The organism is Desulfobacter sp. (genome assembly GCA_028768525.1).
In the GTDB taxonomy this organism is placed as follows: Bacteria; Desulfobacterota; Desulfobacteria; order Desulfobacterales; family Desulfobacteraceae; genus Desulfobacter.
The window spans coordinates 76,754-99,971 of record CP054837.1 but is presented as its reverse complement, the minus strand read 5'-3'; the positions used below and the strand labels follow the sequence as shown (position 1 = coordinate 99,971).

16 protein-coding genes are annotated in these 23,218 nt (G+C 54.1%); 5 read left to right on the top strand and 11 right to left on the bottom strand.

Annotated features, from left to right (window positions below; all coding sequences use genetic code 11):
• Positions 1-12 precede the first annotated feature (12 nt).
• The 8 genes from HUN04_00420 to HUN04_00385 all read right to left on the bottom strand — a co-directional run bounded on the left by HUN04_00420 (position 13) and on the right by HUN04_00385 (position 10,053).
• Positions 13-3,327 (bottom strand): transporter substrate-binding domain-containing protein, encoded by a 3,315-nt coding sequence (locus HUN04_00420; protein WDP88292.1) that lies wholly within the window; start codon positions 3,325-3,327, stop codon positions 13-15.
• A gap of 141 nt (positions 3,328-3,468) precedes the next feature.
• Positions 3,469-4,362: a lipoyl synthase gene (gene lipA, locus HUN04_00415; protein ID WDP88291.1), complete on the bottom strand. Its 894-nt coding sequence runs from the start codon at positions 4,360-4,362 to the stop codon at positions 3,469-3,471.
• Complete coding sequence (lipB, locus tag HUN04_00410) at positions 4,346-5,077, bottom strand: lipoyl(octanoyl) transferase LipB (GenBank protein ID WDP88290.1); 732 nt, start codon at positions 5,075-5,077, stop codon at positions 4,346-4,348. Before lipB ends, lipA begins: the two co-directional genes overlap by 17 nt.
• A gap of 4 nt (positions 5,078-5,081) precedes the next feature.
• A complete protein-coding gene (gene gcvPB, locus HUN04_00405; GenBank protein WDP93107.1) occupies positions 5,082-6,509 on the bottom strand; it encodes an aminomethyl-transferring glycine dehydrogenase subunit GcvPB in 1,428 nt (475 codons plus the stop codon).
• A 26-nt stretch (positions 6,510-6,535) separates the two neighbouring features.
• Complete coding sequence (gcvPA, locus tag HUN04_00400; protein ID WDP88289.1) at positions 6,536-7,870, bottom strand: aminomethyl-transferring glycine dehydrogenase subunit GcvPA; 1,335 nt, start codon at positions 7,868-7,870, stop codon at positions 6,536-6,538.
• A 5-nt stretch (positions 7,871-7,875) separates the two neighbouring features.
• Entirely contained in the window at positions 7,876-8,274 is a 399-nt protein-coding gene (gcvH, locus tag HUN04_00395; GenBank protein WDP88288.1) for a glycine cleavage system protein GcvH, read from the bottom strand.
• 50 nt (positions 8,275-8,324) lie between these two features.
• The gene (locus HUN04_00390; protein WDP88287.1) at positions 8,325-9,578 is read right to left on the bottom strand and encodes an aminomethyl transferase family protein; all 1,254 of its coding nucleotides are present in this window, start codon (positions 9,576-9,578) and stop codon (positions 8,325-8,327) included.
• A gap of 31 nt (positions 9,579-9,609) precedes the next feature.
• A complete protein-coding gene (locus HUN04_00385) occupies positions 9,610-10,053 on the bottom strand; it encodes an Lrp/AsnC family transcriptional regulator (protein ID WDP88286.1) in 444 nt (147 codons plus the stop codon).
• A 224-nt stretch (positions 10,054-10,277) separates the two neighbouring features.
• Here HUN04_00385 and lpdA point away from each other — a divergent pair, with 224 nt between their 5' ends.
• From lpdA to HUN04_00365, 4 genes are all read left to right on the top strand, one after another.
• Positions 10,278-11,717 (top strand): dihydrolipoyl dehydrogenase, encoded by a 1,440-nt coding sequence (lpdA, locus tag HUN04_00380; protein ID WDP88285.1) that lies wholly within the window; start codon positions 10,278-10,280, stop codon positions 11,715-11,717.
• Positions 11,718-11,802: 85 nt separating this feature from the next.
• Positions 11,803-16,146: a transporter substrate-binding domain-containing protein gene (locus tag HUN04_00375; GenBank protein ID WDP88284.1), complete on the top strand. Its 4,344-nt coding sequence runs from the start codon at positions 11,803-11,805 to the stop codon at positions 16,144-16,146.
• The gene (locus HUN04_00370) at positions 16,143-17,555 is read left to right on the top strand and encodes a sigma-54-dependent Fis family transcriptional regulator (protein ID WDP88283.1); all 1,413 of its coding nucleotides are present in this window, start codon (positions 16,143-16,145) and stop codon (positions 17,553-17,555) included. Before HUN04_00375 ends, HUN04_00370 begins: the two co-directional genes overlap by 4 nt.
• Before the next feature lie 322 nt (positions 17,556-17,877).
• Positions 17,878-19,248: a sodium:alanine symporter family protein gene (locus HUN04_00365; GenBank protein WDP88282.1), complete on the top strand. Its 1,371-nt coding sequence runs from the start codon at positions 17,878-17,880 to the stop codon at positions 19,246-19,248.
• 139 nt (positions 19,249-19,387) lie between these two features.
• Here the strand turns inward: HUN04_00365 and HUN04_00360 are convergent, their stop codons facing one another.
• Complete coding sequence (locus tag HUN04_00360; GenBank protein ID WDP88281.1) at positions 19,388-20,305, bottom strand: DUF3786 domain-containing protein; 918 nt, start codon at positions 20,303-20,305, stop codon at positions 19,388-19,390.
• A gap of 219 nt (positions 20,306-20,524) precedes the next feature.
• Between HUN04_00360 and HUN04_00355 the strand changes: the two genes are divergently transcribed.
• A complete protein-coding gene (locus HUN04_00355) occupies positions 20,525-21,742 on the top strand; it encodes a pyridoxal phosphate-dependent aminotransferase (GenBank protein WDP88280.1) in 1,218 nt (405 codons plus the stop codon).
• Here the strand turns inward: HUN04_00355 and HUN04_00350 are convergent.
• Both HUN04_00350 and HUN04_00345 read right to left on the bottom strand, forming a co-directional pair.
• Positions 21,731-22,444, bottom strand: a complete 714-nt coding sequence (locus HUN04_00350) for an ABC transporter ATP-binding protein (GenBank protein ID WDP88279.1) — start codon at positions 22,442-22,444, stop codon at positions 21,731-21,733. The two genes, HUN04_00355 and HUN04_00350, sit on opposite strands and share 12 nt — an antisense overlap.
• A complete protein-coding gene (locus HUN04_00345; GenBank protein ID WDP88278.1) occupies positions 22,444-23,217 on the bottom strand; it encodes an ABC transporter ATP-binding protein in 774 nt (257 codons plus the stop codon). Before HUN04_00345 ends, HUN04_00350 begins: the two co-directional genes overlap by 1 nt.
• Between the last annotated feature and the right edge of the window lies 1 nt (position 23,218).

Here is a 23,218-nt window from a genome sequence, read left to right as displayed (position 1 = left end):
TCGCCACCTATTTTATGTTTCGAGTACTGCTGTCAGGTTCCGTACCGCCTCCCGGGCAAGATCGTGGTCATGGGCACCGATATGGAATCTTATTTTATCCCCCTCCGGATGTGAGCAGACAGCGGCAAGCTCCGCACAAAGGCCTTCAAGTTCTAGAAATTCCGGGAACTCAAGAGCCTTGTCCAACCGGGCAAGCACGTTTTTGATACTGGCCTTGTCCTCTGTTTCCCTGCCCTGTGGGAGGATGCCGTCGCTAGTTGTATCTTTTGTATCTAAAGATTTGATGGAAGCCAGTACAATGGCCAGCCGGTTTTCCAGCACCCCGAGTCCGGCCTTTTTAATGGACAGCAGACGGGGGGAGGACTTGCACAGGGCTTCCAGCTCCTTTGCCAGGCTGTGGACTTCAAAGGCACCGATCCCGGCGGCACTGCCCTTGAGGCTGTGGACAAGATTGATGACCCGGTCCCGCTCACCGGTTTCCCAGGCGGCTTCAATTTCAGCGATCACCCCCTCATGGGTATTAAAAAATGTGTGGAGAATCCCGAGAAAAATTTCATTACCCACCCCCAGGGCGTGGAGTGCCCGCCTGATTTCAATGCCGGGCATATAGTCGGGCAGAAGACCGGGTGCCGACGGTTGAGATGCCCTGTACTCAGCTTCGGCCCTGTCCATGGACAGGTCGGTACCGGTTTCATTATTCCGGATCAGGCGGATCAGGGTGGAAAAAAGTTTTTCCTGGTTAACGGGTTTTGAAACATAGGCGTTCATACCGGCGGCCATACATTTTCCCTTGTCTTCCTTGAGGGTATGGGCGGTCATGGCGATAATGGGCAGATCGGTTCTGTCCATGACCTTTCTGATGGCCCGGGTGGCTTCGAAACCATCCATCTCGGGCATCTGGAGGTCCATGAGCACGGCGTCGAACCGGTCGGCCTTAACCGCTGCCACCGCTTTTGCCCCAGTATCCACCAGAACGGTACGGCAGCCAACAAGGTCCAGTACCGCCAGGATGATTTTCTGATTGGTGGGGGTATCTTCCGCCACAAGAATATGAAGGTCCTTTAGCTTTTCCCGGTATTCGGACAGGGAAACCTGGTGCCCGCCGTCCTCATCCGGGCCGATTCCCTGATCCGCGGTCCGTTCCAGGGGAATGGTGAATACGAATCTGCTCCCCTGGTTGGGTTCGCTTTCTACGGTAATGGTCCCTTCCATCATTTCCACCAGCTGGCCGCAGATACTCAGGCCCAGCCCTGATCCGCCGTATTTGCGGGTGGTTGAGGCATCAATCTGGGAAAAAGGCGTAAACAGCAGGTCCTGGTGTTCCGGACTGATACCTATACCCGAATCTGCCACCTCGAATTCCATGAATACCCGGTCCGCCTTGTGCGTGCATGCATGGCCCGTAACCCTGAGGCGAATTTCGCCGCCCCTGTCCGTGAATTTCACGGCATTGCTCAGAAGATTGGTGAGGATCTGCTGAACCCTGAAAGAATCACCCAGGAGATGGGCCGGCGTATCCGGGGTGATATCGGCCGTAAAAGAGATATTCTTGTCTTTGATTTTGTGCTTGAACAGGTTGGCCGTCCGGGTAATCAACTGATCCAAATGAAAGGTATGAACTTCAATTTCCAGTTTGCCGGCCTCAATTTTGGAAAAGTCCAGGATATCGTCTATGACCCCCAGGAGGGCATGGCCGGAACTGCGGATGATATTGATATACCGGGCCACCTTTTTGGGCAGCGACTCATGCATGACCAGTTCGGAAGCTGATATCACCCCGCTTAAGGGGGTGCGGATTTCATGGCTCATATTGGCGAGAAAGGCACTCTTTGCCCGGGTGGCGGCATCAGCCTCTTCCTTGGCCTTGTTCAGTTCCCTATTGGTGTTTCTCAGTTCCGCGGTCCGCTCTCGCACCCGTTTTTGAAGTTCCTTGTAGGCAGACCGGAGGGCCTTCTGGGCCTTAACCCGCTCGGTGATGTTGTGGATGGACCCGACAATTTTCACAGGGGTGCCGTGGCTGTCCCGGATCATCACGGCGTTCATGGAACAATTAAGGCTGTTTCCGTCGGGGCATACCAGAACGGTACCGTGGTCATCCAGGCGCTGCTCCTTGGCCGCCTTGTCCAGCATACGGCGGAATTCTTCCGATTCCTGGAACATCTTGGCCATGGATCGATTGATCAGGACTTCTCTCTTGTATCCGAAAACCTTTTCCACGGAGGGACTGATTTCAATGACCCGCCCCTGGGGAAGGATTTCATAATAAACATCCTGGATATTCCGGTAAATGCTTTTGTATTTTTCCTCGCTTTCCCTGAGGGCCTGTTCCATATGGGTCCGCTGGACCAGTTCCTGGTTGAGTTTTTCCGTTCGCTGGATCACCTGGCGCTGGAGGGAGCGGTTCCAGAGAATAACGCCAATGAATCCGAGCATGGCAACGGCTGCCCCCGGAAAGAAGATGCGGGTGACCAGCCATCCGAAATCATAGGCCCGGGTAAATTCAAGGCTGATCCATTTACGCAGAATCTGCTTTTTTTGGGCCTCTGTCGTCTGGGCCAGGACCTGATTCAAAATTCTTTTGAGCTGGGGTTTCTCCCGGTTCACTGCAAAGGCGATATCAAGAACGGATACGGTTTTGCCGGAAATTTTCAAGTTAGAAATGCCAAGCCGCTCAATATGATGGGAGGCTGTGGCCATGTATCCCACCATGGCGTCGGCCATTCCGAAAGAGACCTTTTTCAGGGCGGCTTCGATGTCCTGGGCCGGGTTAAGGAGAAGATCTGGATAATTGGCAGCCAGGTAATCCCGCCAGATATAGTTATGCACCACCGTCACCTTCATTCCCTTAAGCTTTTCAAGGGACATGGGCTCGGTGACGGATTTGTGAACGATGATCACCCCTGAAAGCCAGGCATAGGGCTGGGTGAAATCCATAAACCGCCGGCGGCGGTCCGATGCCACAGCCGCCCCGAGCATGTCGATCTCCCCCGCCTTGATCCGCCCAAGGCTTTCGGTCCAGGAATGCTCGTGGTCGAATTTAAAGCGGAGGCCTGTTTTTTCAGTGACTAGCGATAGAAAGTCGGCGGTAACACCGATATAATTACCCTCTTTGTCGATATCCTCAATGGGCGCAAAATCCGTGTCAACACCCACCGTGATTACCGGATTATCCTTTATCCATGCCTGATCATCCGGGCTGAGGAGGATTTGGGAGGACTCGGGCAGGGCAGGGGGCTCGGGCAGGATCGTTTTATACCCCACCGCCAGGATGACGGATATACCGGCCAGGAAGAAAAAAATACGGTACTTGAATAATAAAATTTTCACAGGGCGGATAATACACCACCCGATCTGTTTTTTCAATGATTACAAGGAGTGGGATCCCCTTAAAAACCCAGCTCCGTACGCAGTCCCGGCCTTTTTCCTAAATTGATGACCGAAGGTGAAACCCAGGTGAACAACCGGGGTTTAAGAATCAAATAATTCCTGGGCCTTGTAAGAGCTTCTGACGTGGGGGCCGGCAGCCACCTGTTTGAATCCTAGTTTTCTGGCAGTCTGTTCAAGCGCCTTGAATTGTTCCGGGGGGTAATAGGTGAACACCGGCAGATGGTCCCGGGTGGGCTGGAGGTACTGGCCAATGGTCAGGATGTCGCAATGGTGTGCCCTCAGGTCGGCCATGGTCTCTTCCAGTTCTTCCATTGTTTCGCCCAGCCCCACCATGATGCCGGATTTTGTGGGCATGGCCGGATTGATTTGCTTCACATTGGCCAGCAGGTCAAGGGAACGCTGGTAAATGGCCTGGGGCCTTACCCTGGAATACTGGGAAGGGACGGTTTCCACATTGTGGTTGAGTACGTCGGGGCCGGCATCAATGACGGTTTTCAGGGCGTCGGTATCCCCCTGGAAATCGGGAATCAATACTTCGACCCTGGGATTTGGCAGCTCATCTGAAGTCAGAACTGATTTAATGGACCGTATGGTTGCTGCAAAATGACCGGCCCCGCCGTCGGGCAGGTCGTCACGGGTGACGGAAGTCACCACCACGTAGCGCAGCCCTAATGCTTTGGCCGCCTGGGCCACCCGCTCGGGTTCCTTGGGGTCCACTGCCATGGGGGTGTTGTCTGTGACGTTGCAGAACCGGCAGTTCCGGGTGCACTGGGAGCCCAGTATCATGAATGTGGAGGTGTCTTTGGAAAAACATTCAAACATGTTGGGGCAATTGGCTTCCTGGCAGACCGTATGGAGTTTGGATTTGGCCAGAAGCGATCTGACCCGCTGGTAGTCACCGCCCACCGGCAGTTTCTTTTTAAGCCAGGCCGGCTTTGCAACGGCACGGGGCCTGGTTTTAGCTTGACATGACATGATTGTTTTCCCTTATCAATTCAAAATTAAAGATATCGCAAAAATGCCGGATAAAACATTGGCATACCGATTCCATGGTTTTCAGGTCGGCCTCATCTCCTGCTGCCCCCAGTGTGAGGGAAGAGGTGTTTTTTTCGACCGCAATGGAGGTCATGGACTGGTTGGCAAGCCCGCAGGGGTTTATCCAGGAAAAGGGGGAAAGATCAGGATTGACGTTCAGGGCCAGACCGTGGATTGAAATGCCTTTTTTAAGTGCGATGCCCACACTGCCTATTTTCCGGTCTCCGACCCAGAGGCCGTGGTTGCGGTCATCCCGGTCGGCGGCCACGCCGAAATCCTGGCAGGTCCGCTTCATGATCTCTTCCATTCCGTAAACAAAATCCGGCACGCTTATTTTGTTTTTTTCCAGGTCGACGACGGGGTAAAGCACGGCCTGCCCAGGGCCGTGGTAAGTGATATTGCCGCCGCGGTCGGTCTGTACGATGGTGATGCCCTTGTCCTCAAGAAAGGATTCGGCCACCACCAGGTTTTCCCGCCCGCCCCGGCGGCCCAGGGTATAGACCGGCGGGTGCTCGACAAAGAGCAGCCGGTCCGGGGTGTCCCTGTCCGCCAGTTTGTCGGACAGGATATCCTGCTGAAGGGCCAGCGCCCCTGTGTATTCAAGCACGCCAAGGGCGTTGAATTCACATGAGCGCTGGCTGTTTGATACCGTCATGAAATCATCCCCTCAGGACGGGTTTTCTGGCGGCCGCGACCTCGTCCAGCCGGGTTACCTTGGTGAGCAGCGGGGCCTTGTGAAGTTGCTCAGGGGTTTCCTGTGCCTCTTTTGCAATGGCTTTGACTGCGTCGATGAACTGGTCGATATATTCCTTGGACTCGGTTTCAGTGGGCTCCACCATAAAGGCGGCATCCACCACCAGCGGGAAATACACCGTTGGGGGATGGAATCCGTAATCCAGAAGACGCTTGGCCATGTCCATGGTGGTTACATGGTTTTCCTGCTGGATCTTGTCGTTGAACACACATTCATGCATGCAGGGACGGTCATAGCAGAGGTTTAGGGTGCCTTTAAGGCTCTCCTTGATGTAGTTGGCGTTAAGCACCGCCAGTTTGGAGGCCATGGTAAGCCCTTCTCCGCCCATGGTCAGGATATAGGCAAATGCCTTGATCATCACTCCGAAATGACCGTAAAAAGTATGCAGCCGGCCGATGGTATCCGGGCAGTCCGTGAGGAATCTGTATGAATCCAGTTCCTTTTCCACCCTGGGAACGGGCAGAAAGGGGATCAGTTTTTCCACAACCGCAACGGGACCGGAACCGGGGCCGCCTCCGCCGTGGGGGGTGGAGAAGGTTTTGTGCAGGTTGAGGTGGAGAACATCAATACCCAGATCTCCTGGCCTGACAACGCCCATGATGGCATTCATATTGGCGCCGTCCCCGTAAACCAGTCCGCCTTTGGCATGGACAATATCGCAGACTTCTTTGATGTTTTCTTCAAAGAGCCCAAGGGTATTGGGGTTGGTGATCATGATGCCGGCAGTGTCTTCGTCCATGACCGCTGCAACAACCTCGGGATCAAGAATCCCTTTGGGACCGGACTTGATGCTGACCGCTTTATATCCGCAAAGAGCGGCAGAGGCCGGGTTGGTGCCGTGGGCCGTATCCGGGATCAGGATCTTGGACCGCTGTTTGCCCTGTTTGGCATGGTAGGCATGGATCATGAGTATGCCGGCCAGTTCGCCGTGGGCGCCGGCTGCAGGCTGCAAAGTCACTGCAGGGAACCCGGTGATTTCACCCAGGGACTGCTCCAGGTCGTACATGAGTTTGAGGGCGCCCTGTGAAAATTCTTCCCCGGCCAGGGGATGGGCTGAGGCAAATCCCTGGCGGGCCGCCTGGACCTCGTTGGTTTTGGGATTGTACTTCATGGTGCAGGAGCCCAAAGGATACATACCGGAATCCACGCCGAAATTCCATTGGGAGAGCCGGGTAAAATGGCGGACCACATCCAGCTCTGAGAGCTGGGGCAGTTCAGGCGCATCGCCGGTCAGTGCGGGGTCAAGCTCCGCGCGTTGGACATCGGCCCGGGGCAGGGAAATGGCGCACCGGCCTTCCCGGCTTTTTTCCCAGAGCTGGGGTTCATTGAATATGAGGCCGCTGGTGCCTGGCTGTTTCATTATTGCACCTCCTTTGCCAGCTGGTCCATGGCATCTTTGGACACGGTTTCAGTGGCGCAGAAAAGATAATGGTCTTTCATTTCAGGGTAGCTGGATTCCAGGGGGACCCCGGCAAAAATGCAGTTGTTTTTAATGAGTTCCGCCCTTTTTTCAGCAAATCCTGAGGGCGCCTTAAGAACAAATTCGTTGAAAAAGGGGCCGTCAAACACGGATTCAAACCCTGCACCGGTGAGTACCTTTTTGAGGTAGACCGCCTTGTCGTGGTTCTGCTGGGCAATTTCACGGATACCCACCTTGCCGATGGTGGCCAGGTAGATGGAGGCCGTCATGGCGTTGAGTCCGTTGTTGGAACAGATATTGGAAGAGGCCTTCTCACGGCGGATATGCTGCTCCCGGGTGGCCAGGGTGAGCACATACCCCTCTTCGCCGTTGCTGTCCTTGGTTTTGCCGATGAGGCGGCCGGGCAGGTTACGCATCATTTTCTGGGTACCGGCCAAAAGTCCCAGGCCGGGGCCGCCAAAGGTTTTGGCAATGCCCAGACTCTGGCCCTCGCCGGCCACAAGGTCGGCGCCGAAACTGCCGGGATTTTTCAGCAGCCCGTAGGCCAGGGCTTCGGTAAAAGAGGTGATAAAGAGTACTTTTTTCGCATCGGCAGCGGCTTTGAACGCACCCAGATCCTCAATATTCCCGAAGAAATTGGGGGACTGGACGGCAACTCCGGCCACCCCTTCCATGGATTCAAAGGCAGAAAGATCGGTCAGCCCCTGGTCATTGGCAGGAATTTCCACCATCTCATAGCCTGCCGGCACGATGTAGGTGTTGATAATATCCCGATGGGCCGGATGCACCAATGAGGATACCGCTATTTTATCTGCCTTGCGGTTTTTTCTCAGGGCGATCAATGCGCATTCGGCAAGGGCGGTGCCACAGTCGTAATGGGAGGCTGTGGCGATGTCCATGCCCAAAAGCTCGGTGATCATGGTCTGGAACTCGTAAATCCCCTGGAGGGTCCCCTGGGAGACCTCCGGCTGATACGGGGTATACGCGGTCATAAATTCCGATCTTGAGATCAGGTAGGGCACGATGGATGGAATATAATGGTCATAGGAGCCTGCCCCCATGAGGCAGGTGTAGCCCTTGCAGGCAATATTTGCAGATGCAAGTTCTTCCATATAGGCGTCCAGGTCCCATTCGCTCATGCCGTCGGGCAGGTTGAGCCCGCCTTTGACCTTTAATTGATCGGGGATGGTTTCAAACAGATCGTCCAGGGATGCCCGGCCGGCTTTGGCCAGCATCTGGTCGATGTCTTCCTGGGTATGGGGCAAATAGCGCATGGCATCTAACCTTTCAGCATCTCAATGTATGCTCCCTTGTCCATTAGTTCGTCCATCTGGGCGGGGTCTTCGGGTTTGATTTTAACCAGCCAGCCGCCGGTGTAGCATTCGTTGTTAACCAATTCCGGGGCGTCTTCAAGTTCTTCATTGACGGCAATGATTTCACCGGCAACGGGAAGGTAAATTTCGGATACGGCTTTTACAGACTCTACGCTGCCGAATTCATCACCCTGTTCAAAGGTATCCCCCTCTTCGGGCATTTCCACAAAAACGATTTCTCCCAGCTGATCCTGGGCATAATCGGAAAGGCCCATGATAACGCTATCGCCGTCAACTTTGGCCCATTCATGGGATTTGGTGTATTTTACGTCTTCGGGAAAATTGAGTTCGTCCAATGCTTTCATAGTGTCCTCCTTGTTCTACCTGGTGGTTTTATAAATGGTGCGTTCTCTGCTTAAATAAAATTCTTAAGGGCAAGCCTTGCCGTGCGATCCGGCCTGATATCCTGGACAATTGTGGCTTTCAGGGCCCGCTTCCCCTCTTTGAGGGTAATCCGGGTCCCCTGGGCCAGCGCCTCGGATACCATGACAAAACCGCAGGCAATGCCCTTGATTTTAAGATCCGCCGGAAGGTCCGGGGTATTGATGCTCACAATGTTGCCGTCAACACGTGTGATGCCCATGTCCGTGGCGCAGGTCAGGACTTTGCCGATGGTATTTCCGGCCTCGTCCAATACCTGGGTATTGTCCCCGGAGTTCACTTTTCTCAATGAATCCCCGGCAAAAGCAAAGGTAAACGGGGTATCGGCAGCGCCGGCGGCATCGGCCAGGGCGGCGGCCCCGAGGAAGTCCTTTGTAAACCCGGATTTGTCCTCATTATAGGGCAGGGCGAAATCCCAGGGATGGTTGATAAAGGGGAAATGCCCGATGTCCTGGTGGGAGAGGGGCAGGCAGGCGCCGGCCCTAAGGGAATCCCGTGCGCCCAGGCCGCAGGGGGCAATGCCGTATTCTTCACCGGCCTGCAGCAGGTCGGTCCATAGTTTAACCACCTTGTCCGGGGCGATGAAAATTTCAAACCCGAATTCCCCTGTATATCCGGACCGGGACAACAGCACGGGGGTGCCGTCTGACAGCAGTACCTGACCCTGCTGTACGGGATCAATATCTCCCTTGAAGGAGAAATAGGGAACCTTGTCAAACACCGCTTCAGGGTCCTGGAGCAGGGTCGAGAGGATTCTGGCGGAGTTTTTGCCCTGGATATCCACCTTGGCCAGTTTTCCGGTCAGATCGGTGATCTCAGCCGTTTTTCCGCCTTTGTTGCCCTTCAGATGATCGGCAATGGTGCCGCCCATGCCGGCATTGACACAGACCATGAACCGTGTCGGGTCGAACCGGTAGACAATAGCATCATCGATGCAGTGGGCATTGTCATCCAGAAAGGCACCGTAGACGCACCTGCCGGCCGCAAGATTGGAAATATCACGGGTGAAACAATAATTGATCAGGTCAAGGGCGTCGGCCCCTGTGACCTTAATACATGCCATGTGTGAGGTATCAAAAATACCTGCGGATTTAAGCACGGCAAGGTGCTCGTTTTTTACGCCGGTGTCGTACCACAGCGGCATGTCGAACCCGCCGAAATCGGCCATATTGGCCCCGGCGTTCCTGTGCCATTGATTCAATGGCGTGGTCTTCAGACTATCGCCCATGACAGCCCTCCCTTTTTTAACAAGTGGTGAGTTAAAATATATAGGGAACTTTTAGGTTGTAGGATTTATAGACCACAAAGGTTTCAACTGAACTGACGCCTGCAACCCTGGAAATCTCTTCGGTATAAAATTCAAGCAGGCCAAAGCCCTTTTTGAACAGTACCAGCACCATGAGATCATAGCGGCCGGTAACCACGGATACCGAAATAACTCCTTTAAGCTTGCTGATTTCTTCGCCCTTGTCCACCAGGTTGGTGTCGGCCAGCTTGATACCGATGATGACGGTTCTGTGACCGGGCAGTTTTGCCGGGTCAACCAATCCGCAGATTTCAAGCACCCCTTCTTCCTGCAGGCGGTTGACCCTGGACCGGACCGTATTTTCGGTAATGGCAAGCTTATCAGCGATTTTTTTAAAGGACCGTTTTCCTTCTTTTAATTCCCTGATAATATCAATGTTGGTTTGATCGATCTTCATTATACCTCTTTTTGCGCAAAAAAGATTGTGGAAAAAATAAATTTATTAATTTCATATTGATAATTATCTCACGATATGGGTTATGTCAAATGAAAAATTTTAAAATTATGGTTTTTTTAATTTTTATTTGCAAAAATTGATGAATTTTATATATAATTCGTTTTTAATATCGGATTTAACAAGTTTTTCAGTAAAAACAACCTGAAAGAAATGGGGGAAACCAAATGGCGACAAAAATGACCATCATCGGCGGGGGGCCCGGCGGCTACGTTGCAGCGTTAAAAGGAGCTGCTCTTGGTGCGGAAGTTACCCTTATAGAAAAGGAAAACCTGGGGGGCACCTGCCTGAACTGGGGCTGCATTCCGTCCAAGATTATGAAAAACTCAGCGGATTTGCTCCTGAAGTGCATGAAAGCCGGGAAAATGGGGATCAATATCCAGGGGGAGATTACACCGGATATTACCGCCCTGATGGAACGGAAAGAAAAAATCCTGGCCGATCAGAGAAAGGGCATTGCCGGGCTCATGGAAAAAAACAACATCAAGGTGATTGCCGGAAAAGCAAGAATCCAGTCCCAGGGTATGGTAGCGGTGGACGGCGATGAGGGCCAAGTCCTTGTAGCCTACGACAAGCTTATCATCGCTGTGGGCACAAAGCCCATGGATGTTGCGGACTTCCCCTTTGACCACAAAGCCGTACTTTCCTCCAACGATATCCTGGTGCTCGACCGGATTCCGGCGTCCATGACCATTGTCGGGGGCGGGGTCATCGGCTGCGAGTTCGCCTTTATCTTCAATGCGCTGGGCTGCGATGTCACCGTGGTAGAGGCCATGTCCAGACTGCTCCCTTTGCCTTCGGTGGATGAATCCTGCTCCAAGCTGCTCCTCAGGGAGATGAAGAAAAAGAAGATCAAGGTTTTTTGCGATACAGTGGTCACCCATGCCGACAAAAAAGAAGGCGGTGTGGACATCTCCCTGGCGGTCAGTCCCTTCACGGACAACCCCAAGCCTAAAAAACTGAAAACAGAGACGATTCAATCCGAGGTCATGGCCGTATGCATCGGACGGACACCGCTCTCAGAAGATCTGGGCCTGGAGGCCATCGGATTGGAAACGGACCGGGGATGGATTCCGGCCAACGCGCACATGGAAACTGCGGTTGAAAATGTCTATGCCATCGGCGATATCCTGGGGCCTGCCAAGGTGATGCTGGCCCATGTCGCCTCCCATGAAGGCCTGGTGGCATCGGAAAATGCCATGAAAGGGGAGGGGGAGAAAAAGGCGGCCATGGCCTACGATGTGGTGCCGGGCGCGATTTTCACCATGCCTGAGGTGGGCACCGTGGGCCTGAGCGAAGCCGAAGCAAAGAAAAAAGGCATAGCGGTGGAGACGGCCACGGTGAATTTCAGGGTGCTGGGCAAGGCCCAGGCCATCGACGAAATCGCAGGGGAAGCCAAAATGATTGTTGAAAGCGGCACCCAGAAAGTGCTGGGTGTCCACCTCACCGGGCCCCATGCCACAGACCTTGTGGCCGAGGCCACCCTGGCCATAGAAAAAGGACTCACCGCCGGGGAGGTGGCCCATACCATCCATGCGCATCCGACACTGGCCGAAATCATGGGAGAAGTCTCTTCAAAGGCCTCGGGAATGCCGCTGCACGGCTGATTCTCCGCAGGCAAAACGAAGTTTTAGAGCGGGGCCCGGCAGGTCCCGCTTTAAAACAAGTGCAAATTAGTGTAAACCATGGGGCATGCGCACCTTAATTTATAACAGAACGGAATACACAAACATATCCTGCCGGATCATCACGGCGGTCTTAACCGCCATCCTGCTTATCCTGGCGGCAATGCCGGGGTTTTGCAATACCAACCCGCCTTCCCACAACACAAAAGACACCAGGCGTCCTCCCCTGAAAATTGCTGCCAGTATCGACAACACCCCCTTTCATTTTGCCGATGACAGAGGTAGGGCGGTGGGCATGTTTGTCGACCTCTGGCGGTTATGGTCCAAAAAAACGGGCCGGGAGGTTGAATTCATCCCCCTTCCCTGGGCCCAAAGCCTGGAAATGGTGAAGACCGGCAGGGCGGATATCCACGCCGGCTGCTTTTACTCGGCCCAGCGGGACGAATACCTGGATTATGCCGCCGAACTCAGGGACTGCCAGACCCATTTTTTTTTCCATGACTCCATTTACGGGCTCAAAACCCTGAAAGACCTGAAGGGCTTTGAAATCGGACTGCTGGATAAAGACTACGCCTTTGAATTTGTTTCCAGGGAGCTGCCCGGGGCGGCCATAAAAATTTACAACAGCCACCAGGCCCTGTTTAAAGGGGTGGAAAAGGGGGATATCAAAGTCTTTGTCTGCGATACCCCCACGGCCCTCTACTTTCTGACCCGCAACCAGCTTATATCCAAATTCCGCTACCACCCGTCAAGCCCCCTTTACCGAAAACCCTTTTTCGCGGCAGTAAGGGAGGGGAACGCCCCGTTGGTAAGCCTGATCAACCAAGGGCTTTCCGCCATCACCCGTGAAGAGCGGGCCTCCATTGAACGAAAATGGATGGGCCGGGCCCCGGTTCAGCCGAAGGACCGGCTGATCATCGGCGTTGACCGATCCTTCCCCCCATTTTCCATGCGGTCCGCCCAGGGCGCCCCTTCGGGCTTCCTTGTGGACTATTGGCAGGCCTGGGCCGAAAAATCAGACCGCCATGCCGTTATCCGGCTGTATGAGCGCCAGGAAGGGGTCAATGCCCTCAAGGACGGGATCATTGACATTCTTTCCACATTCCCCTCCGGTAAAAATATGGGGAATTGGTCGGACACCTGCGCCCCCATCTACCGGTTGGACTGGTATTTCTACCAGCCCAGGCCAAAGACGGGGCCTGCCCTGCTGGACCTTAACCCTAAAGAGCCGTTCAAAGGGATCGTACTTGGGATTCCAAAAGCCTCCCAGGTCGGGGAATGGGCCCGTCAAAGCCCCATGGCCGCCGGCATTGTGCCAATTGATACCACCAAACAGATGATACTGGCCTCGGGGCAGGGACAAATCGACGGGTTCCTGGCCACGGCCCAGGAGATGGCGGTCCTGCCCGGTCAGATGGGGATTGCCGGAGATTTTGCCAGGAGCAGGATCCCGGTATTCAGGCTGCAGCTTCGCCCCGGCGTCAGGGATTACGCCCCCGGCCTTATCCAGGATGTGGACAAAGGATTTAAACGCCTTTCCCACTGGGAAAAGGCAGAAATCGAAGCCAAATGGATTCCTGATCCCAATCTTAGAATCTACAGCCCCGGCAGCCCTGACATTCATCTCACCGATGCCGAAGAAGAATGGCTCACCGCGCGCAAACTATCCGGCATTCCCATCAGGCTCGGCATCCATCCGGGGCTGCCTCCCATTGAGTTTATGGGAAAGGGCAGCACCCACCAGGGCATGGTTTCCGATGTTATTAACCTGCTCAAGGAGCGGCTGGGACTTTCGTTTGAGCTGGTTTCCGCCACCGGGGCCGAAACCGTGGATGCCGTGCCGGCAGCCCTCTCCTTTGATGCGGAACATCCGGATATGGTTTACACCCGTCCCTATATGAGTTTTCCCCGGGTCATCATTACCCGGACCCAGTCCCCCCTGTTGACAGGTCTGATGGACATGACCGGCAAAACCCTGGTATGCATCGGCACGGATCCGGCGGTTGAGCAGTTGAATACCCAGTGGCCCGGCATACGGATACGCCCGGTGGAATCTGTAAAAGACGGGCTGAATATGGTGCTCCAGGGCAGGGCGGACGGTTATCTCGGCAATCTGGCCCTGGCCGCCTACCAGATCCAGGCCAATAATTACACCCAGCTCAAGGTGGCGGCTGCGGCAGCCATCTCCGACAGCGACCTGGCAATTGCCGTAAATAAAGAATTGCCTGAACTTTTATCGATTTTAAACAAGGGAATCGCCACCATTACCCGCCCGGAATTGGATCAGATCCGCCAAAAATGGTTTACGGTCAGGGTGGACCAGGGATCTGACCTGGCCTTTGTCCGGATCATGGCCAGGCGGGTGGCCTTTGCCGTCCTCCTGGTTTTCTGCCTGGTTCTTTTCTGGAACCGGATGATCCGTCGCCGGGAGGAACGGTTCAAATGCCTCACCGAACACGGTACCGATATTATCCAGGCCTTTGAACCGGACGGCAGGCTGGTCTACGCCAGCCCCTCCCATGCAACGGTGCTGGGATATCCCATGAAGCAGATTAAAAACAGTTCGGTTTTCAGCCTCATTCATCCGGAAGACGTCCCCGGATTCCGGCAGATGCTGAAAAACCTGATGAACACGGGCAGCACCGCCACCCAGGTCTATCGGATCCGGCACTATAAAGGCCATGATATCTTCTTTGAATCCCATTGCATGGACCTGCTGGAAAACAAGGCAATAAAGGCTTTTGTCGTCAACGGCCGGGATATCACCGACGCCTTGAAAACCCGGGATGAAATCGAAAAAGCCAGGGAATCGGCGGAAGCGGCCAACCGGAATAAATCCGATTTCCTGGCCGGCCTGAGCCACGAGATCCGTACCCCCCTCAATGCCATCCTGGGGATGACGGAAATGACCCTGAATTCCTCTCTGAAGCCGGCCCAGAGCCAAAACCTGAATGCGGTATTGTCGGCGGCCAGGCACCTCAAAGCCGTCATATCCGATATCCTGGATTTTTCCACCATTGAAGCCGGTAAAATGAAGGTATTCCAGAAAAATTTCAGAATTGATACCCTGTTGGATAATATCGCCCATATATGGCGGGCAGAGGCCCATGCCAAGGGGCTGGAATTCCATCTGGAAACCGACAAGACCATCCCGGCAGGGGTCAGGTCCGATCCGGTCAGGCTCAACCAGATTCTGACCAACCTGTTGTCCAACGCCGTAAAATTTACCCCGAAGGGGGGCATCACCCTCAGTGTTGGAATAGCCAGCACCCCTTCCCAGGAAACAGATTTTGGAAATTCCGGACGCCTGGTGCCCAAGCCCCTTCCCTTTGATGCAGACCCGAAAAGCGGGGAAAAACGGCTCATTTATGTCTCTTTCAAGGTGAAGGATACGGGTATCGGCATAGACAAGGCCCATTTAAAAAAAATATTCAAGCGGTTCACCCAGGCCCAGGGGGATATTACCCGGGAATACGGCGGTACCGGACTGGGGCTGTCCCTATGCCGGGAGATGGCCGTGATGCTGGGCGGGAATATTGAGGTGAAAAGCCGCCCGGGTAAAGGCAGCACTTTTACACTCACCCTTCCCCTGGTGGTATTGCCTTATCCTGTAAAAGTAATGGCGACGGAAACCGTCAAGCCTGTTGCAGGGGTGGATGCCCTGACCCTGCTCCTGGCAGAGGATGATCCGGTCAACCGCTCAGTTTTCAAGGAAATGGTTACCCCCCTGGGCTGCACGGTTCTTGAAACCGGGGACGGGGAACAGGCCGTCGCCCGGTTAAAAGAAAAAGGGGCGGACCTGATTTTCATGGATCTTGAAATGCCGGGCACCGATGGTCTGACCGCCGCCCGCTTGATCCGCGAGGGGCGGGCAGGGGAGGCGTACCAGGAGATTCCCATCATTGCCATGACCGCCCATGTGCTGGATGAATACCGGTCCAGGGCAAAGGCCTCCGGCATGGATGAATTCATTCCAAAACCCGTTGAATACAATGAATTGATCGCCATTCTCAACACATATGCAAAACTTAAAGCCCAGAAATCCTCCGTGCCTGTTGATTCGGACAAGGCCCTGAGCGCCCTGGGCGGAAATGTAATGCTCATGGACAAAATCAAGGAGATTTTCATTGCCCAGACCCCTGAACTGATGGCCGCCCTTGAATCCGCCAAATCCTCGGGAGATCCCGGAAAAATCGCCCTGGCCGCCCATACCCTGAAGGGGGCTGGCAAACGGGTCTACGCACAGAAGGCAGCAGAGGCCGCCGCCCGCCTGGAAAGTCTGGCCCGGGATGCCGATACCCTTTCGGGACGGGAAGATATCTCCCTGGCCATCCATGAGACATTGGCGGCCTTTGATCAGCTTATTGAATGGCTGAAAAATAATCAGCATAAAGAGCAGGAAAACAGATGAAATCCATACCTGAAAAGAAAACCCCGGTCCTGATTGTGGATGACGATACCGGATTTTTACTGACCATCAAAGAAGTCCTTATCAGTGCAGGCATGCCCGAACCGGCCCTGGCCTCGGACAGCCGCGAGGTAATGGAAATGATCCGGACCCATGGATTTAAATTCGTTCTCCTTGACCTGTGCATGCCCCATCTTTCCGGCATTGACCTGCTAAAAGGGATCAAGTCGGAATTTTTTGATACCGAATGCGTTATGGCCACTGCCAGCGAGGACATCGCTACGGCCGTCTCTGCCATGAAAGAGGGGGCTTACGATTACCTGACCAAGCCGGTACAATATGAAAAACTGATCATTCTCATCCAGCGGGCCCTGGAACACAACTGCCTGCGCAGGGGGCTCTCCCTGTACGAGAGAAAAAACACCATGGCGGATCTGGCAGACCCGGATGCTTTTTCAGACCTGGTGGCAGTGGATCATGCCCTCATCCGGGTACTGCGGCAGGTGGAGATGGTGGCCCCCACGGAATACTCCGTGGTTATCACGGGTGAGTCCGGTACCGGCAAGGAGATGCTGGCCAGGAAGATCCACCAGTTGAGCAACAGGAGCGACGGCCCCTTTGTGGCGCTGAACATGGGGGCTGTCAGTGAAAGCCTGTTTACCGATGAGCTTTTCGGCCATGCCAAAGGCGCCTATACCGGCGCATCCACCGAACGGAAAGGATTTTTTGAGTCAGCCAGGGGGGGCACCCTGTTTCTGGATGAAATTACTGACCTGGATATCACCCTCCAGGCGGGGCTGCTAAGGGTAATCCAGGAAAAGGAATACTACCGGGTCGGTTCCAGCCAAAGCCGGCAGGTGGATGTCCGCATCCTGGTGGCCACCAACCGGGATATCCACGAAGAAATCCAAGAAAAACGGTTCAGGGAAGACCTCTTCCACCGGTTGAACATGTTTCACATCCACATCCCGCCCCTGCGGGAGCGGCCCGGAGATATTCTTCCCCTGGCCCGTCTTTTTCTTGACCGGTTCGCCCTGGAAACGGCCAAAGAGATCACCGGGATATCACCGGATCTTGAGGCGGATCTGATGAACCGGGAATATCCGGGGAATATCCGGGAACTGAAAAATTATATGGCATCAGCAGTGTTGAGGGAGGAAGGGGGCACCCTGACGTTCAACGCCCTGGACCGGCCGCCGGAAAATGGGACGGCCGCGGCGGCGGAAACGCTTGATGAACCTGAGACGGCGGGTCTCCCCCGGGACAAATCCAGGTGGCAGCTGGCCCGGGTGGAGCAGGCCCATATACTCAAAGTCCTTGAAACCACCGGAAACAACAGGACCCAGGCCGCAAAGCTACTGGGCATCGGTCGGAAAACCCTGCTTAGAAAGTTAAAATCATACGGCCATTAAAAAAACGGGTCAAAATGACACACTCGGGTTAAATTGACCCGGTTGAAGACAAAGCCCCTTTAAATCCGCGCCCCCCATACTCAAATGCAGAAACCGGGTCATTTTGACCCGGTTTTTACTTTCACCATCCCCCTTGCCTCCGGATTAAACAGATTGAGCCAACCCACTGATAAAACAGCGTATTTTCGCTTTTATCAGATAAAACACTCCTCTGGCACATTAAATGTAAAGTAATCCATTGAAATTAACCGCGGCTGAACCGCAGTTCCCATACAGGCACAGGAACTGCGCCAGGCCTTAAAATTTAATTTAAGGAGTGCAAATGGAATTTTTAAATTTACTTGTCGGGAAAATAGGCAGTTTTGCCTGGGGTCCCATCATGATTTTCTTCTTGGTTGGTACCGGCGTCATTCTCACCCTCATGACCCGGGTGGTACAGTTCAGAAAACTATTCCATGCATTCCGTCTGCTCTTTTCCAAAGAGCATTCCGGAGACGGGGATATCACTCCCTTCCAGGCCCTGATGACCTCATTGTCAGCAACCATCGGTACCGGTAACATTGCAGGGGTTGCCACGGCAATTGCCGCAGGCGGTCCCGGCGCCGTATTCTGGATGTGGGTTACCGGCGCCTTCGGCGGCTCCGTTAAATTCGGGGAAGCGGTCCTGGCAGTCAAATACAGAATTACCAATGAAAACGGAGAACAATCCGGCGGCCCCATGTACTACATCAAATTGGGCATGAAGGAAAAATTCGGCGGCAACTGGGCATGGCTTGGCTGGCTCTTTGCCCTGTTCGGATTCGTCGCTTCCTTTGGCATCGGCAACATGGTGCAGTCCAACTCCGTGGCCTCCGCCCTTTCCTCCAGCCTTTCCATTCCCAACTGGGTCACTGGCGTGGTACTTGCCATTGCAACCGGCGCAGTGGTCATCGGCGGCATTAAAAGCATCGCCGGCGTAACCTCCAAAATCGTTCCCATCATGGCCGTTGCCTATGTTGCCGGATCACTTGTGGTTCTTTTTGCCAAAGCCTCCATGATTCCCGAGGCATTCAGCATGATTTTCTCCAATGCCTTCTCCGGCACTGCAGTGGGCGGCGGTTTCCTTGGAACGGTTGTCCGCTTCGGCGTAGCCCGGGGTGTATTTTCCAACGAAGCCGGCCTTGGCTCAGCTCCCATCGCCCATGCGGCTTCCAAGATTAAAGATCCTGTTGTACAGGGCATTATCGCCTCTCTGGGATCTTTTATCGATACCCTGATCGTATGTACCATGACCGCCCTGGTAATCCTGGTTTCCGGCCTGATTTCCTTTAACGATGCCGGCCTCATGAGCATCACCGACGGCCTCTCCGGTGCAGCCCTGACCTCAACTGCATATGCAACTTCCCTGCCCGGCGTCGGCCAGTTCATCGTTACTTTCGGCCTGATTTTCTTCGCCTTCTCCACCATTCTGGGTTGGTTCTACTATGGATCCAAATGTCTGGAATACATTGCCGGCGTTAAAGCCGTTGAAATCTATAAATGGGTATGGGCGGCACTGACCCTGGTCGGCGCCACGGTTTCCCTGGACTTTGTATGGAATCTTTCCGATGCCTTCAACGGCCTCATGGCCATCCCCAACCTCATCGCCCTGCTGGCACTGAGCCCGGTCATTGTTGCCCTGCTCAGGACCCACGAAAGCAAAGAGATGGACTGATTACCCTAAGCCTCTCCAGTTTCATTTAGATGAAACTGCATAATTGTACTGCCGGATTCAGGTTACTGAATCCGGCAGTCTTTTTTTGGCCCCAACCCATCTTGCCTGGGTCAGTTCATCATGGATTAAATACAGCGTCTCATACGGACAGAAGCCTTGCATTAACCAGATTCACCAGTTCCCAGACCATGGGCGGATTGAATATCCGGCAGATGGACCGGTCAAACAGAATGGAGAGTCTTGGATCGTACTCGGTTTCCAGATCCCAGAACACATAGTAGACAGCCAGCCTGGGAAAGGGGCGGAATTCCCAGGCGTGGTCTCCCATTTCCGCCGGTTTCCCTCCCAGGGCTGCGGCGGAACGGCCCAGTCCCTTGATATCATCCTTAAAACGGTTAAGCACATGCCCGGTTTTCAGTTCATGGTTACCGGCAAAATAGCTGCCCTGGTTATCCATGTCATGAATTGAAATCAAATCCCGGCCCATGGGAAAAAGACGATCAACAGTTTTAAAATAGATCAGCACCGTCAGGGTCAGCAGGGGCAGGTCCAACGCGGCATACCGGCCCTCCCAGTCCATTTGTTCAAGCTGCCTGCCCTGTATATCCAGCCTTAGGCCCAGATCCAGGAACCCGAATGAAAGCCTGCTGTTTTCATCGGCATGGGCAAGGGTGACCGACTGGACCAGATTCAGGTCCCTGTTGCCCATGGCCTCCCAGTATTCGTCGGGGATCTCAACGGATTTACCCAGGGGATCAATGCGGGGAAGCCATTCCCTGCGTCGCCGTTTCTGCATGTCCAGGAAACCGGACGAAAAGGGATAGGCCGGGGAGATGGTAAAATTTTCGCAGGGGAACTGGGAGCAGTCCCGCATGCAATGGCCGATATTATTCAGAGCCGCACAGGAAAGAATGGCACAGGTATCCCCCAGGACACGTTCCTGGGCCGCCAGCTTTACCTCTGCCTCCAGGCTTTTCCCGCCGCCGCAGGTGGTGCAAAGCCCGAGGAGGTTCAGCCGGCAGACATCGCAGTTGATTCCGCATGCTCCGGTGGCCATGGCGACTTCCTTTCAAGGAATGATTACATCACTAGGATATCCCTGATCGGCGTAAAAAGCCAGCTTTTAAATGACTCCCAGTAAACCTGACCGCAGGTATAGGACATTGTATCCGACACTTGGCCTCGGTCAAATCGTAAAACAAAACTGCATGGCTTTTATGGAAAAATAACTGTATGGTGCAATGGATTTTAACCCAATAGAAAACGGATACCAACCATGGCAAACAAGTGGAATTTTGATGAAATCATAGACAGAAGCGGAACCAATTCCATGAAATGGGAACCGGGCATTCTGGCAGACCGGTTCGGGAAAGGCAAATCAGAACTGTTGCCTTTCTGGGTGGCAGATATGGACTTTTATTGCGCCCCGGTCATCCAGGACGCCATGGAAAAACGGATGGCCCATGGTATTTTCGGATATACCATTCAAGATCCCGGACACAATAAGGCACTCATTCACTGGTACCGCCGCCGGCACAACTGGATGATCAAAAATGAATGGATCGTCAATACCCCGGGCATCGTTCCCGCCGTGCATTACCTGGTTCAGCGGTTTTCTAGCCCGGGGGACAAGGTATTGATCCAGCCGCCGGTCTACTATCCCTTTGCCTCTGCCATCAGGGCCAATGGAAGGAGGATCAGTGAAAATCCCCTTAAGAACCAGGATGGCCGGTATGGAATGGATTTTGAGGATCTGGAAGAAAAGGCGAAGGATCCACGGGTCAAGCTTGCCATCCTCTGTTCTCCCCACAATCCGGTGGGCCGGGTATGGACCCGTGAGGAACTGGCACGGTTCGGCGACATTTGCATACGCAACAACATAATGGTGTTTGCCGATGAAATCCATTGCGACCTGATCATGCCCGGATACCGCCACACCAGTTACCAGTCCATATCAGAAGACCTGGCAATGCACTCGGTGGCGGCCAATGCCGCATCAAAAACCTTTAACCTGGCCGGCCTGAACCATTCCAGCCTGGTGATTCCCGATGCAGATCTGCGGAGCGACATGGGTATTTATTTTGAAACCCTGGGGTGGCATTCCAAAGGCAGTTCAAGCCTGTTTGGGGCCATTGCCGCCCAGGCCGCCTATGAGGGCGGCGAACCCTGGCTCAATGACCTGATTGCCTATATCCACGAAAATTTCATCTTTCTTAAAAAGGAGCTGGAATCAGAACTTCCCGGGATAAAGGTCTTTGAACTTGAGGCCACCTACCTGCCCTGGATTGACTTCAGGGCCCTGGGGCTGCCCGCCGAGAAGATCGTTGGGCTTGTGGAAGAGGAGGCCTGCCTGGCCCTTGATCCCGGCCATTGGTTCGGAACTGGCGGCGCTGGATTCGAACGGATCAACATCGCCTGTCCGAGAAAAACCCTGGCCCAGGCCGTGTCACGGCTGATAGATGCCTTCAGGCCCTATGCCGCATCAGGCGCCTAGATAGGCTTTTTTGACATCGGGATTGTTGAGCAGCTCCCCGGCCGGTCCTTCAAGCACCAGGGAGCCGTTTTCAATCACATATCCCCGCTGGGCGAACTTCAGGGCCAGGCGTGCATTCTGCTCCACCAGGAGAATGGTGGTGCCAAGTTTGTTGATCTCTTTGAGCGCTTCAAACATATCCAGCATGAGCAACGGCGCCAGCCCCATGGATGGTTCGTCCAGCAGCATGATTTTACGGCCGGACATATAGGCCCGGCCCACAGCCAGCATCTGCTGCTCACCGCCGGAAAGTGTCCCTGCCAGCTGGTTTTTCCGTTCTTCCAGCCGGGTAAAGAGGCCGAACACCCATTTGAGGTCCTTTAGGATCTGGTCTTTGTCCTTTCTGGCAAAACAGGCCAGGGTGAGGTTTTCGGTGACGGTAAGGTTGCCGAAAATCCTGCGGCCTTCAGGCACATGGGAGATACCCAGGCGGGATACCACCTTGTCTGCACTGTATTTCAGGATATTCTGCCCCTCAAACTCAAGAACAGAGCCGGCCTCCGCCGGAATCATCCGGGAAATGGCCCGCAGGGTCGTACTCTTACCGGCCCCGTTGGCACCGATGATGGTGAGAATCTCACCGGCCGTAACCGTGAAACTGATGCCGTGGAGGGCCTTGATATTACCGTAGGATACCTTTAGATTTTCTATTTTCAGCTGCATCAGGTCAGATCCTCCTTGCCCAGATAGGCTTCAATGACGTCCGGATTGTTCTGGATTTCCTCCGGCGGCCCCTGGGCAATAACTTCCCCAAACACCAGGGTCTGTATATGCTGGCAGAGTTCCATGACGAATTTCATCCGGTGTTCGATAAGAAATATGGCCACATTGAAATCCTGGTGAACCTGGCGAATGATCCGGATCATCTGCACCAGTTCGTCCGGCGTCATGCCGGCGGTGGGTTCGTCCAGGAAAAGGATTTTGGGATCTGTGGCCATGGCCCTCGCCATTTCCACCCTGCGCTGGGCGCCGTAGGGCAGGTTGGTTACCAATTGGTCTGCATGCTGTTTGATATCAAACAGTTCAAGAAGGCGGTATGCATTTTCCTCCACCTGCTTTTCCTGGCGGCGGCAGGCCGGGGTATTGAAAAAAGCGCCGAAGAGCCCGTAGGTAAGCTGGGAATAGTGGGCCATTTTAATGTGGTCCAGCACACTCATATGACGCCAGAGAGCCAGGTTCTGGAAGGTCCTTCCCAGGCCTTTTGCGGCAATCTCGTTGGTTTCAAGGCCGATGATGCTTTTGCTTTCCAGGGTGATTTCCCCCTCGGTGGGGGTGTAGACGCCGGTGATCAGATTGAAAATGGTGGTTTTACCGGCGCCGTTGGGGCCGATAAGCCCAGTGATCTGCTTGGGGGCAATGTCCAGATTGTAATCGTGAACCGCCCGCAGCCCGCCGAAATAATGGGTCATATTCTTGACCCTGAGCAATGAAGACATG